Consider the following 12,523-nt stretch of genomic DNA (forward strand, 5'->3'; position numbering starts at 1 on the left):
GAGGGTTGGGGGGCTGATGTGGCCCCCCTTGCGACACAGATCAGGGAGAGGAGTGAGCATGTCTCATATTAACTACAACCACCTTTATTATTTTTGGCATGTGTATAAAGAAGGTTCCGTTGTCGGGGCGGCAGAAGCGCTTTACCTGACGCCGCAAACTATCACCGGTCAGATCAAAGCCCTTGAGGAGCGCTTGCAGGGAAAATTATTCAAGCGTAAAGGGCGTGGGCTGGAGCCCAGTGAATTAGGGGAACTGGTGTTTCGCTATGCGGACAAAATGTTTACCTTAAGCCAGGAAATGCTGGATATCGTTAACTACCGCAAAGAGTCTAACCTGCTGTTTGATGTCGGCGTGGCGGATGCGTTGTCAAAACGTCTGGTCAGCAATGTGCTGGATGCGGCCGTGGTTGACGACGAACAAATTCATTTGCGCTGTTTTGAATCCACCCATGAGATGCTGCTTGAGCAGCTTAGCCAGCATAAGCTGGATATGATTATCTCGGATTGCCCAATCGACTCTACCCAGCAGGAAGGGCTGTTTTCGGTGAAGATAGGTGAATGCAGCGTGAGCTTCTGGTGTACGAAACCACTGCCTGCAAAACCCTTCCCGGCGTGTCTGGAAGAGCGTCGGCTGCTGATCCCTGGCCGTCGCTCTATGCTCGGTCGCAAATTATTAAACTGGTTTAATTCGCAGGGCTTAAATGTCGAAATCCTCGGCGAGTTTGATGATGCGGCGCTGATGAAAGCGTTTGGCGCTACCCACAATGCGATTTTCGTCGCGCCGACGCTCTATGCGCATGACTTTTACGCCGATGAGTCGATCGTTGAGATTGGCCGTGTGGAAAACGTCATGGAAGAGTATCACGCCATTTTTGCCGAGAGGATGATTCAGCACCCGGCCGTACAGCGTATTTGTCACGCGGATTATTCGGCGCTATTTAGCCACAAAGGGTAAGCGCTACAGGCCGGATAAGGCGTTTGCCCGCCATCCGGCAGACATAAAAAAACCCGCTTGCGCGGGCTTTTTTACAAAGCTGATAACAAGCGGGCGATTAAGCCAGTTTGTTGATCTGTGCAGTCAGGTTTGCTTTATGACGTGCAGCTTTGTTTTTGTGGATCAGACCTTTAGCAGCCTGACGGTCCACGATCGGTTGCATTTCGTTAAATGCTTTCAGTGCAGCAGCTTTGTCGCCAGCTTCGATAGCTGCGTATACTTTCTTGATGAAAGTACGCATCATAGAGCGACGGCTTGCGTTGTGCTTACGAGCCTTTTCAGACTGAACGGCGCGCTTCTTAGCTGATTTGATATTAGCCAAGGTCCAACTCCCAAATGTGTTCTATATGGACAATTCAAAGGCCGAGGAATATGCCCTTTTAGCCTTCTTTTGTCAATGGATTTGTGCAAATAAGCGCCGTTAATATGGCGGCACTCGTTACGTAGTGATGGCGCAGGATTCTACCAGCTTGCGGGTCGTGAATACAGCTTTTCCACGATAAAAATTACATTGAATGGGCAGTTTCTTGTTCTGATTTGCCCCATAACAATGAAAACAATCTTCTTTATGTTTCACAGGGGCAATCGTCGGTTAACCTTGACCGCTGTACAAGGTATACTCTGACGATTTTCACTGTTTTGAGCCAGACATGAAGCTGATACGCGGCATACATAATCTCAGTCAGGCCCCGCATGGGTGTGTGCTGACTATTGGTAATTTCGACGGTGTGCATCGTGGCCATCGTGCATTGCTGCAGGGCTTGCGGGAAGAAGGGCGCAAGCGGGGTTTACCAGTGATGGTAATGATTTTCGAACCGCAGCCGCTGGAACTCTTCGCTACGGAAAAGGCCCCTGCGCGCCTGACCCGCCTGCGGGAAAAACTGCGTTACCTGGCGGAATGCGGCGTGGACTACGTGCTGTGCGTACGCTTCGATCGCCGCTTTGCCGCCCTGACCGCACAAAACTTTATCAGCGATCTGCTGGTGAAGCGTCTCGGCGTGCGGTTCCTCGCTGTCGGTGATGATTTCCGTTTTGGCGCTGGTCGCGAAGGCGATTTCTTGTTATTACAGAAAGCCGGAGCGGAGTACGGTTTTGACATCACCAACACGCAGACCTTTTGCGAAGGTGGCGTACGCATCAGCAGTACGGCCGTGCGTCAGGCGCTGGCGGAGGACAACCTGCCGCTGGCTGAAAGTTTGCTGGGGCATCCGTTTACCATCTCCGGGCGTGTCGTCCACGGCGATGAGTTAGGGCGCACCATTGGTTTCCCGACGGCGAATTTACCGCTGCGTCGTCAGGTCTCCCCGGTAAAAGGGGTTTATGCGGTGGAAGTGATGGGGCTGGGTGATAAACCCATGCCTGGCGTTGCCAATATCGGCACGCGTCCGACAGTGGCAGGCGTACGCCAACAGTTAGAAGTGCATCTGCTGGACGTTGTAATGGACCTCTATGGTCGCCATATAGATGTAATACTGCGTAAAAAAATACGCAACGAACAGCGATTCGCGTCGCTGGATGAACTAAAAGCGCAGATTGCGCGTGATGAGTTAACTGCCCGCGATTTTTTTGGGCTATCAAAACCGGCTTAATGCCTATACGAGTTTTAAATACGGAACCGAGAATCTGATGAGTGACTATAAATCAACCCTGAATTTGCCGGAAACAGGGTTCCCGATGCGCGGCGATCTCGCCAAGCGTGAACCGGGAATGCTGGCGCGTTGGACCGATGATGACCTGTACGGCATCATTCGTGCGGCCAAAAAAGGCAAAAAAACCTTCATTCTGCATGATGGCCCTCCTTATGCGAATGGCAGCATTCATATTGGTCACTCGGTTAACAAGATTCTGAAAGACATTATCGTGAAGTCCAAAGGACTCGCGGGATTTGACTCGCCTTACGTTCCGGGCTGGGACTGCCACGGTCTGCCGATCGAGCTGAAAGTCGAGCAGGAATACGGTAAGCCGGGCGAAAAATTCACGGCTGCGGAATTCCGTGCGAAGTGTCGCGAATACGCCGCCACCCAGGTTGACGGCCAGCGTAAAGACTTCATCCGTCTGGGCGTGCTGGGCGACTGGTCGCATCCGTATTTGACGATGGACTTCAAAACTGAAGCCAACATCATTCGCGCGCTGGGTAAAATCATCGGCAACGGCCATCTGCATAAAGGCGCGAAGCCGGTGCACTGGTGCGTGGACTGCCGTTCCGCGCTGGCGGAAGCGGAAGTTGAATATTATGACAAAACATCTCCGTCTATCGACGTGGCGTTCCACGCCGCTGACCAGGATGCGGTGAAAGCGACGTTTGGCGTTTCCAGCGTCAATGGCCCGATCTCGCTGGTTATCTGGACCACCACCCCGTGGACGTTACCTGCGAACCGCGCGATCTCTCTGGCGCCGGATTTTGATTATGCGCTGGTACAAATTGATGGCCAGGCGCTGATTCTGGCGAAAGACCTGGTGGAAAGCGTGATGCAGCGCCTTGGCGCGGCTGACTATACCGTCCTCGGCACCGTAAAAGGCGCGGAGCTGGAGCTGTTGCGCTTTACCCATCCGTTTATGGACTTCGACGTTCCGGCGATCCTCGGCGATCACGTCACGCTGGATGCCGGTACGGGGGCGGTGCATACCGCGCCTGGTCATGGCCCGGACGACTATGTCATCGGTCAAAAATACGGTCTGGAAACCGCTAACCCGGTCGGACCGGACGGCGCTTACCTGCCAGGCACGTATCCGACGCTCGATGGTGTGAACGTTTTCAAAGCGAACGATATCGTCGTTGCGCTGCTGCGTGAAAAAGGCGCGCTGCTGCACGTTGAGAAGCTGCAACACAGCTATCCGTGCTGCTGGCGTCACAAAACGCCGATCATCTTCCGTGCGACGCCGCAGTGGTTCGTCAGCATGGATCAGAAAGGCCTGCGCGAGCAGTCGCTGAAAGAGATCAAAGGCGTACAGTGGATCCCGGACTGGGGTCAGGCACGTATTGAATCAATGGTTGCGAACCGTCCTGACTGGTGTATTTCCCGTCAGCGTACCTGGGGCGTGCCGATGTCTCTGTTCGTACATAAAGACACCGAAGAGCTGCACCCGCGCGCCATCGAACTGATGGAAGAAGTGGCGAAGCGCGTTGAAGTGGACGGCATTCAGGCATGGTGGGACCTCGATCCGAAAGAGATCCTCGGCGACGACGCTGACCAGTACGTAAAAGTGCCGGATACGCTGGACGTCTGGTTTGACTCCGGTTCGACGCACGCTTCTGTGGTCGATGTGCGTCCTGAGTTTGCCGGTCATGCGGCGGATATGTATCTGGAAGGTTCCGACCAGCATCGCGGCTGGTTCATGTCCTCCCTGATGATCTCCACTGCGATGAAGGGCAAAGCGCCGTACCGTCAGGTACTGACCCACGGCTTCACCGTGGATGGTCAGGGCCGCAAAATGTCCAAATCCATCGGTAACACCGTTTCTCCGCAGGATGTGATGAACAAACTGGGCGCGGATATTCTGCGTCTGTGGGTGGCGTCTACCGACTACACCGGCGAAATGGCCGTTTCCGACGAGATCCTGAAACGCGCTGCCGACAGCTATCGTCGTATCCGTAACACCGCGCGCTTCCTGCTGGCGAACCTGAACGGGTTTGATCCGGTAAAAGATATGGTGAAACCGGAAGAGATGGTGGTGCTGGATCGCTGGGCGGTGGGCTGCGCGAAAGCGGCGCAGGACGATATCCTGAAAGCCTACGAAGCCTATGATTTCCACGAAGTGGTACAGCGTCTGATGCGCTTCTGCTCCGTTGAGATGGGCTCGTTCTACCTCGACATCATCAAAGACCGCCAGTACACCGCGAAAGCCGACAGCGTGGCGCGTCGTAGTTGCCAGAGTGCGCTGTACCATATCGCAGAAGCGCTGGTGCGCTGGATGGCGCCGATCATGTCCTTCACCGCAGATGAAATCTGGGGTTATCTGCCAGGCGATCGTGAGAAGTACGTCTTTACCGGTGAGTGGTATGAAGGTCTGTTTGGCTTAGGCGAAACCGAAGCGATGAATGACGCTTACTGGGACGAGCTGCTGAAAGTGCGTGGCGAAGTGAACAAGGTTATCGAGCAGGCGCGTGCGGACAAGAAAGTCGGTGGTTCTCTCGAAGCGGCTGTCACCCTGTACGCTGAACCGGAACTGGCGGCGAAGCTGACTGCACTGGGCGATGAATTACGATTTGTCCTGTTGACCTCTGGCGCGAAAGTCGCTGACTATGCGGAGGCTTCTGCTGATGCGCAGCAGAGCGAACTGCTCAAAGGGCTGAAAGTCGCGTTGAGTAAAGCCGAAGGTGAGAAGTGCCCACGCTGCTGGCACTACACCACGGATGTCGGCAAGGTAGCGGAACACGCAGAGATCTGCGGCCGCTGTGTCAGCAACATCGCCGGTGATGGCGAAAAACGTAAGTTTGCCTGATGAGTAAGCCTCTTTGTTCAACAGGACTGCGCTGGCTGTGGCTGGTGGTGGTCGTGCTGATTATCGATTTAGGCAGCAAGTACCTGATCCTCCAGAACTTTGCTCTGGGGGATACGGTGTCGCTGTTCCCGTCGCTTAATCTGCACTACGCGCGTAATTATGGTGCGGCGTTTAGCTTCTTAGCCGACAGCGGCGGCTGGCAGCGCTGGTTCTTTGCCGGTATCGCCATCGGTATTTGCGTTATCCTGATGGTGATGATGTATCGCTCGAAGGCGACGCAAAAGCTGAACAACATCGCTTATGCGTTAATCATTGGCGGTGCGCTGGGCAATTTGTTCGACCGTCTGTGGCACGGCTTCGTTGTCGATATGATCGACTTCTATGTCGGCGACTGGCATTTCGCCACCTTTAACCTGGCCGATAGCGCGATTTGTATCGGTGCGGCGTTGATTGTGCTGGAGGGTTTCCTGCCGAAAAAGCAGGCGTAATAAAATGCCGGATGGCGGCGTAAGCGCCTTATCCGGCCTACAAAATAGCGCGATTCTTGTAGGCCCGGTAAGCGTAGCGCCACCGGGCAAACAGGTAGCCCAAAACAAGCCTCTTGTAGGCCCGGTAAGCGTAAGCGCCACCGGGCAAACAGGTGACCCAAAACAAGTGAGCAAACCTGCATGTCTAAATCAGTACAGAGTAACAGTGCGGTGCTGGTGCACTTCACCTTAAAGCTTGACGATGGCTCTACCGCTGAGTCAACGCATAACAATGGTAAGCCAGCGCTATTCCGCCTGGGTGACGGCTCCCTGTCTGAAGGGCTGGAGCAGCATCTTCTGGGACTGAAAGACGGCGACAAAACCACGTTTTCTCTGGAGCCGGATGCCGCGTTTGGCGTACCGAGCCCGGACCTGGTTCAATACTTCTCTCGCCGCGAGTTTATGGACGCGGGCGAGCCTGAAGTGGGGGCAATTATGCTCTTTACCGCAATGGACGGCAGTGAGATGCCTGGTGTGATCCGCGAAATTAACGGTGACTCGATTACCGTCGATTTCAACCATCCGCTGGCCGGGCATACCGTTCATTTTGATATTGAAGTGCTGGAAATCGATCCGGCACTGGAGGCGTAAAATGCAGATCCTGTTGGCCAACCCGCGCGGCTTTTGCGCAGGTGTAGACCGCGCTATCAGCATTGTAGAAAACGCGCTGGCTATTTACGGCGCGCCAATTTATGTCCGTCACGAAGTGGTGCACAACCGCTACGTGGTGGATAGCCTGCGTGAGCGCGGGGCGATTTTCATTGAGCAGATCAGTGAAGTGCCGGACGGCGCGATCCTGATTTTCTCCGCACACGGGGTTTCCCAGGCGGTACGTAACGAGGCGAAAAGCCGCGATCTCACCGTTTTTGACGCCACCTGTCCGCTGGTAACAAAAGTGCATATGGAAGTGGCGCGCGCCAGCCGTCGCGGCGAAGAGTCAATCCTGATCGGCCATGCCGGGCACCCGGAAGTGGAAGGGACGATGGGGCAGTACAGCAACCCGGAAGGGGGCATGTATCTGGTCGAGTCGCCGGACGACGTTTTGTCGCTTGATGTCAAAAACGAAGGCAAACTCTCCTTTATGACCCAGACGACGCTCTCCGTCGACGACACGTCTGATGTGATTGACGCGCTGCGTCAACGCTTCCCGAAAATTGTCGGGCCGCGTAAAGATGACATTTGCTACGCCACGACGAACCGCCAGGAAGCGGTGCGCGCGCTGGCGGAACAGGCCGATGTTGTGCTGGTGGTCGGTTCGAAAAACTCCTCCAACTCCAACCGTCTGGCTGAACTGGCGCAGCGTATGGGGAAAGCGGCGTTTCTGATCGACGATGCCACCGACATCCAGGAAGCCTGGGTGAAAGAGGCGAAGTGCGTTGGCGTGACCGCTGGCGCTTCCGCACCGGATATTCTGGTGCAGAACGTGATCGCTCGCCTGCAAGAGCTTGGCGGCGGCGAAGCCATTCCGCTGGAAGGCCGCGAAGAGAACATTGTTTTCGAAGTACCGAAAGAACTGCGTGTGGATGTTCGTGAAGTAGAGTAATTACGCTTTGACGCCGGTCTGCTATCCGACCGGCATCTTTTATGCCATTACGTTTCGCTCAGGCGATACATCCTGCGCGGATGTCCTGGCTTGCCATACAGCATCTCGACGCGAAGAAACCCCGTCTCGACACCGTGTTCAACATAGCGGCGTGCCGTGGTTTTACTTAACCCCGTTCCGGCAACCACATCGTCAACGGAGAAGCTGCGCGTGCTGTTTTCTGTAAAAAGCTTCTGCACCAGCGCCAGCGTGATTTCTTCAATCCCCTTACTGCCATTCTCCTGACGGTAATTTTTCGCCTGTAACAGGTAGAGTGAATCGACGTTTTGCTGATCGACAATTTTCCATACCCGCTGCTGTTCGGCAAACTGGACAAAACGTTCCAGCGACTGGCTGAGCCGTTTCCACGAGATTGGCTTCAGGATATAGTCAAACGCGCCGTTGCGAATCGCCAGGCTACAGGTATCCATATCACTGGCGGCAGTAATAAAGATCACTGAGCAATTCGTGTTCATGACTAACGGATCGCTGATGAGCGTAATACCCTTACCATCCGGTAGATAGTTGTCCAGCAGCAGTAGCTGAGGCCGCAGCTGGTTGAGTTTTTGCCGGGCATCGGCAAGCGTGGAGGCAATGCCAGCCAGTCGGAGTCTCGGATGTTTGTCGATCAGTTCAGCGTGCAGCTGCGCCAGTTCGTTCTCGTCCTCAACGATCAGGACATCGATAAGTTCAGGTTGCATAATCGGTACCTTCCAGTTCCTGTACGGGACTGCGGGAAATTCCCGTAGCGGGAATAAACAACGTAAATATGGCGCCGCGCGGTGAATTATCAGCGACTTCTATCACCCCTCCCGCCTGAGTGACATAACTTTCAATCAGATACAATCCAATGCCATGATCGCCCCGGGTTTTCGTGGTGACGCCACGTTCGAAAATATGCTCGCGAATCTCCGGTTTAATACCGACTCCCTGATCGGCCACTTCGATAATCAGCTCATGCTCGTTGAGTCTGATCAGCACGTCCACTGGCGCATGCGGTAATGGCGATCGCTGCGTTGCTTCGATCGCGTTATCGAGTAAATTGCCCAGGATCGAAATCAGTTCTGATTCTGCAAGTGGCGGAAAAGGCCTATCCATCCGGCAGCTGGGATCGAAATTCAGTTCCACCCCTTTTTCACCCGCTCTTGCCGCTTTACCTAACAGCAGGCCGCACAACGTCGGTGAACTGAAGCGCGATGAGATAAAGTCCAGCAGCTCCTGGGCATGTTCCGACTGGGCCTGAATATAATCAATGGCTTCATTGTAACGACCCATATGCAGTAAACCAGAAAGGGTCGTCATGCAATTGAGCTGCTCGTGGCGCATGATGCGCAAATTATCTACGTAACGTTTTACCTGGCTTAGCTGAGCGCTCAAACTGTCTATTTCATTGCGATCGCGGAAGGTTATCACCCATCCCTGAAGCGAGTTCTCCAGCATGATGCGCACCCGGCTGGCGATAACCGTCAATTCATTGAAACGGCAGATTTCATCATGAGTGTCATTCTTCAGCATTACCTCTTTAAGGAAGAAGGGGGATGGCGTAATCACTTCGGTAATGTGTTGACCGCGTATCGCCTGCGCAGGCTGGCCTAAACCCAGCAGCTCGCGGGCAGCCTGATTGATCACCTCAATGTGCAAATTATTATCAATGGCGATTACCCCTTCATAAATCGATTCCATCATCGCTTTTTGCTGACGAACCAGCAGGCCTATCTCTCGCGGCTCCAGTGAAAAAATCTGTTTTTTAATACTGCGGGTGAAGAACCAGGAAAAGACAAAAAGGGATATCAGCAGCAGGATGGCGGCAACCAGGATACTGACGGCTTTATTCACCGTAATGGTGTTGAGGTAACTGGTGAGGTATCCAACGGAGACGATACCAATAACCTCGCCCTGATCGTCAACAATGGGCGCTTTACTGCGCAGGGAGATGCCCAGGCCGCCACGGCGAATTGTCGTGGTGCTCTTTCCGTGAAGCACTTCAGTGTTATCGTCGCCAACCAGCTTTTTTCCTACTCTGTCGGCATAAACCGAATGAAACAGATGGATGCCTTCTTTATCTCCGATAACAATAAAACTGGCGTCGCTATGCGCGGCTATTTTTTGCATAAATTGATGAATCGCCGTGGTATCTCTTTCCACGACTTCTTTTCGCAAATTCGGAATAAGCGCAATTTCTTCCGCCTGTATTTTCGCCCTGGCTCCCATCTCCTGATAAAGCTGCTTTTCTACGTGCATATAATAGTATCCACCCAGTAAGGCAAATAATATGGAGAAAAAAGCAATCAGCGATATAAACAGTTTGATCTGAAATGAAACTTTCATAATGTTCAGGCATCGTCATCAGGGATACGTCACTGTATCATCTTTTGGCCTGAATGAAGCGATTTTGCCAGAAACCTGTGATCTTTTGCACAGCAGAATATATTGCGGTAGGCAGCGCGCAGGCGCAACGGTGTTACCAAACGTTGCTTTAAATACGCGCTGAAAAGAAACCATAAAAACCACGGCGTTAAATAAGAGATAAATCACATAAAATAATAGAAACCATTAAAACTATAGAGACCATTAAAACTTCTTTTTGAATTCGTCAGCACTCACACAAAGTAAATATTGAAGCCCATAAACTAGCCCTGAAAAATAACCGAGGGCTTAATAATGAGCACGACTGATGATTCTTTCTCTGTTACTCATGAACCGTTAAACATTCAGCGCTTGTCACTTAAAGAGCGCTGGTGGCACATTATGGATACATGGAAAATCGGTATTATTCCATTACCGATGTTTTTGTTGGCCGGCGCATTAATCGCGATTGATTGCCTGGGCGGGAAGCTGCCGAGCGATATTGTCGTGATGGTCGCCACGCTGGCTTTTTTTGGCTTTGCCTGCGGAGAGTTTGGAAAGCGTTTGCCCATCGTCGGCAAACTGGGGGCCGCCGCAATTTGCGCGACCTTTATTCCTTCCGCGTTAGTTTACTATGGCCTGCTGCCGGATGTGGTGGTGGAGTCGACGACCAAGTTCTATAAATCTACCAACATCCTGTATCTCTATATCTGCTGCATTATCGTCGGCAGTATTATGAGTATGAATCGCACCGTGCTGATTCAGGGTTTCCTGCGTATTTTCTTCCCAATGTTATGCGGTGAAATCGTCGGCATGGTTGTTGGTATGGGCGTCGGCCTGGCGCTTGGCCTCGAACCCTTTCAGATTTTCTTCTTTATTATTTTGCCCATCATGGCCGGCGGCGTTGGCGAAGGCGCCATTCCGCTTTCAATCGGCTATGCGACCCTGTTACACATGGATCAAGGGGTGGCGCTCGGTCGTATCTTACCGATGGTGATGCTGGGCAGTCTGACCGCCATTATCATCTCCGGCTGCCTGAACCAACTGGGCAAGCGCTTCCCGCATCTGACCGGCGAAGGTCAATTGATGCCAAACCGTGCGAATGCCGATGAACAATCGCCGTCACTGGCGGAAGGCGTCTCTGGCAAAACGGATGTGACCACGATTGCCGCAGGCGCGCTGTTGGCGATACTGCTCTATATGCTGGGGATGTTAGGGCACAAGCTGATTGGCTTGCCCGCACCGGTTGGCATGTTGTTTGTGGCTGTGCTGGTCAAGTTAGTTAACGGCGTATCGCCCCGCGTTCTTGAAGGCTCGCAGGTGGTGTACAAATTCTTCCAGACTTCAGTGACTTATCCCATTCTGTTCGCGGTTGGCGTCGCCATTACGCCGTGGGAGGAGCTGGTGAACGCCTTCACCCTGACCAATCTTCTGGTCATTATCAGTACCGTTGCTGCGCTGGTCGCGACAGGATTCTTCGTTGGTAAAAAAATCGGTATGCATCCTATTGATGTCGCCATTGTCTCCTGCTGTCAGAGTGGGCAAGGCGGTACGGGCGACGTAGCGATTTTAACCGCAGGCAACCGCATGAGCCTGATGCCATTCGCACAAATTGCGACGCGTATCGGCGGGGCGATAAATGTTTCCATTTCGCTGCTGGTGCTGGGTAACTTTCTTATTTAATTGAAGTATGCAGGATTGATAATTATGAAACTCGCAAGCTTTCTTTATCAGGGCACTCGCAGCTATGGCATCGTTACTGCCGAAGGCGTTATTGATTTGGGGAACCGCATCGGCGACCAGTATCGGGACCTGAAGGCGCTATTGCAGGGGGATGGTCTGGAGCAGGCGCGGCGCTTCGCGCAGGCGCCGGTCGATCTAAAAATGGATGCAATCACCTTTTTACCGGTGATAGAGCGACCGGAAAAAATACTCTGTGTCGGCATGAACTACGCCGAAAAGCGCCAGGAGTTCGATCAGCATGACCCCGCGCCGACGCTGTTTGTTCGTTTTGCGGATTCGCAAACCGGGCACAACATGCCGGTACTCAAGCCACGCCATTCGCATGAGTTTGATTACGAGGGGGAGCTGGCGGTGATCATCGGTAACGGTGGCGAGAATATCTCCCGCGACCATGCGCTTGACCATGTCGCCGGATACAGCTGCTATATGGATGGCTCCGCACGCGACTGGCAGCACAGCTGGTTTACTGCGGGGAAAAACTGGCGGCAGACCGGCGCTTTTGGCCCGTGGATGGTCACTGCCGATGAAATTCCCGACCCGCATCAGCTAGCGATCCGCACCTGGCTCAACGGCCGCATGGTACAGGAAGATAACACCAGCAGTATGATCCATAAAGTTGCTGAATTAATTGAGTATATAAGCACTTTCACCCGTCTTAATTCCGGGGACGTCATCATTACGGGCTCGCCGGGCGGCGTAGGGAAAAAGAGGAATCCGCCGTTATTCATGCAGGAAGGCGATCGTATTGAGGTGGAGATTGAGCACATTGGCCATCTGAGTAATGTCATTATGGAAGCCCCGCTACAGGCCTTTGCGGCGGCGCATTAATACGATGAGCCAACACGTTTTGGCGTATGGGATTAATGACAAATTTTGTTTCGTCTCCTT

Annotated in this window: 12 protein-coding genes; 9 read left to right on the plus strand and 3 right to left on the minus strand. The window is 53.1% G+C overall.

Going from position 1 to position 12,523, the window contains the following annotated elements; genetic code table 11:
- The first annotated feature begins 58 nt into the window (after nt 1-58).
- The gene (nhaR, locus tag OGX84_RS04820) at nt 59-955 is read left to right on the plus strand and encodes a transcriptional activator NhaR (protein WP_012134154.1); all 897 of its coding nucleotides are present in this window, start codon (nt 59-61) and stop codon (nt 953-955) included.
- A 97-nt stretch (nt 956-1,052) separates the two neighbouring features.
- Here the strand turns inward: nhaR and rpsT are convergent, their stop codons facing one another.
- Entirely contained in the window at nt 1,053-1,316 is a 264-nt protein-coding gene (gene rpsT / locus OGX84_RS04825) for a 30S ribosomal protein S20 (protein WP_001518655.1), read from the minus strand.
- A gap of 102 nt (nt 1,317-1,418) precedes the next feature.
- On the opposite strand from rpsT, the gene OGX84_RS04830 reads away from it, so the two are divergent.
- The 6 genes from OGX84_RS04830 (at nt 1,419) to ispH (ending at nt 7,507) form a co-directional block, all read left to right on the plus strand.
- Nucleotides 1,419-1,619 (plus strand): DUF2575 family protein, encoded by a 201-nt coding sequence (locus tag OGX84_RS04830; RefSeq protein ID WP_049008862.1) that lies wholly within the window; start codon nt 1,419-1,421, stop codon nt 1,617-1,619.
- Between the two features lie 25 nt (nt 1,620-1,644).
- The gene (gene ribF, locus OGX84_RS04835) at nt 1,645-2,583 is read left to right on the plus strand and encodes a bifunctional riboflavin kinase/FAD synthetase (RefSeq protein WP_012134153.1); all 939 of its coding nucleotides are present in this window, start codon (nt 1,645-1,647) and stop codon (nt 2,581-2,583) included.
- A gap of 37 nt (nt 2,584-2,620) precedes the next feature.
- Nucleotides 2,621-5,437, plus strand: a complete 2,817-nt coding sequence (ileS, locus tag OGX84_RS04840; protein ID WP_115609635.1) for an isoleucine--tRNA ligase — start codon at nt 2,621-2,623, stop codon at nt 5,435-5,437.
- Nucleotides 5,437-5,925, plus strand: a complete 489-nt coding sequence (lspA, locus tag OGX84_RS04845; protein WP_047459022.1) for a signal peptidase II — start codon at nt 5,437-5,439, stop codon at nt 5,923-5,925. Before ileS ends, lspA begins: the two co-directional genes overlap by 1 nt.
- Before the next feature lie 180 nt (nt 5,926-6,105).
- Nucleotides 6,106-6,555: an FKBP-type peptidyl-prolyl cis-trans isomerase gene (gene fkpB / locus OGX84_RS04850; protein ID WP_112001207.1), complete on the plus strand. Its 450-nt coding sequence runs from the start codon at nt 6,106-6,108 to the stop codon at nt 6,553-6,555.
- Between the two features lies 1 nt (nt 6,556).
- Nucleotides 6,557-7,507 carry a 4-hydroxy-3-methylbut-2-enyl diphosphate reductase gene (gene ispH, locus OGX84_RS04855; RefSeq protein ID WP_012134149.1) on the plus strand — a complete coding sequence of 317 codons (951 nt, stop codon included), beginning with the start codon at nt 6,557-6,559 and terminating at the stop codon, nt 7,505-7,507.
- 47 nt (nt 7,508-7,554) lie between these two features.
- Here the strand turns inward: ispH and OGX84_RS04860 are convergent, their stop codons facing one another.
- A complete protein-coding gene (locus tag OGX84_RS04860; RefSeq protein ID WP_049010161.1) occupies nt 7,555-8,247 on the minus strand; it encodes a response regulator in 693 nt (230 codons plus the stop codon).
- On the minus strand, nt 8,237-9,874 hold the full coding sequence (locus OGX84_RS04865; RefSeq protein ID WP_012134147.1) for an ATP-binding protein: 1,638 nt from the start codon (nt 9,872-9,874) through the stop codon (nt 8,237-8,239). The genes OGX84_RS04860 and OGX84_RS04865 overlap by 11 nt, the downstream gene beginning before the upstream one ends.
- Before the next feature lie 333 nt (nt 9,875-10,207).
- Here OGX84_RS04865 and OGX84_RS04870 point away from each other — a divergent pair, with 333 nt between their 5' ends.
- Nucleotides 10,208-11,575, plus strand: coding sequence for a 2-hydroxycarboxylate transporter family protein (locus OGX84_RS04870; protein ID WP_012134145.1), 1,368 nt, complete (start codon nt 10,208-10,210; stop codon nt 11,573-11,575).
- A 24-nt stretch (nt 11,576-11,599) separates the two neighbouring features.
- Nucleotides 11,600-12,463 carry a fumarylacetoacetate hydrolase family protein gene (locus tag OGX84_RS04875; RefSeq protein ID WP_112001203.1) on the plus strand — a complete coding sequence of 288 codons (864 nt, stop codon included), beginning with the start codon at nt 11,600-11,602 and terminating at the stop codon, nt 12,461-12,463.
- Nucleotides 12,464-12,523: the final 60 nt, after the last annotated feature.

The organism is Citrobacter sp. CK202, assembly GCF_030333225.1.
Lineage (GTDB): Bacteria > Pseudomonadota > Gammaproteobacteria > Enterobacterales > Enterobacteriaceae > Citrobacter_B > Citrobacter_B koseri.

What these genes read in the sequence shown, in the direction of transcription:
- nhaR (WP_012134154.1), top strand. Translation starts at nt 59, where the DNA reads ATGTCTCATATTAACTACAACCACCTTTATTATTTTTGGCATGTGTAT.
- ribF (WP_012134153.1), top strand. Translation starts at nt 1,645, where the DNA reads ATGAAGCTGATACGCGGCATACATAATCTCAGTCAGGCCCCGCATGGG.
- ileS (WP_115609635.1), top strand. Translation starts at nt 2,621, where the DNA reads ATGAGTGACTATAAATCAACCCTGAATTTGCCGGAAACAGGGTTCCCG.
- lspA (WP_047459022.1), top strand. Translation starts at nt 5,437, where the DNA reads ATGAGTAAGCCTCTTTGTTCAACAGGACTGCGCTGGCTGTGGCTGGTG.
- fkpB (WP_112001207.1), top strand. Translation starts at nt 6,106, where the DNA reads ATGTCTAAATCAGTACAGAGTAACAGTGCGGTGCTGGTGCACTTCACC.
- ispH (WP_012134149.1), top strand. Translation starts at nt 6,557, where the DNA reads ATGCAGATCCTGTTGGCCAACCCGCGCGGCTTTTGCGCAGGTGTAGAC.
- OGX84_RS04860 (WP_049010161.1), bottom strand. Translation starts at nt 8,247, where the DNA reads ATGCAACCTGAACTTATCGATGTCCTGATCGTTGAGGACGAGAACGAA.
- OGX84_RS04865 (WP_012134147.1), bottom strand. Translation starts at nt 9,874, where the DNA reads ATGAAAGTTTCATTTCAGATCAAACTGTTTATATCGCTGATTGCTTTT.
- OGX84_RS04870 (WP_012134145.1), top strand. Translation starts at nt 10,208, where the DNA reads ATGAGCACGACTGATGATTCTTTCTCTGTTACTCATGAACCGTTAAAC.
- OGX84_RS04875 (WP_112001203.1), top strand. Translation starts at nt 11,600, where the DNA reads ATGAAACTCGCAAGCTTTCTTTATCAGGGCACTCGCAGCTATGGCATC.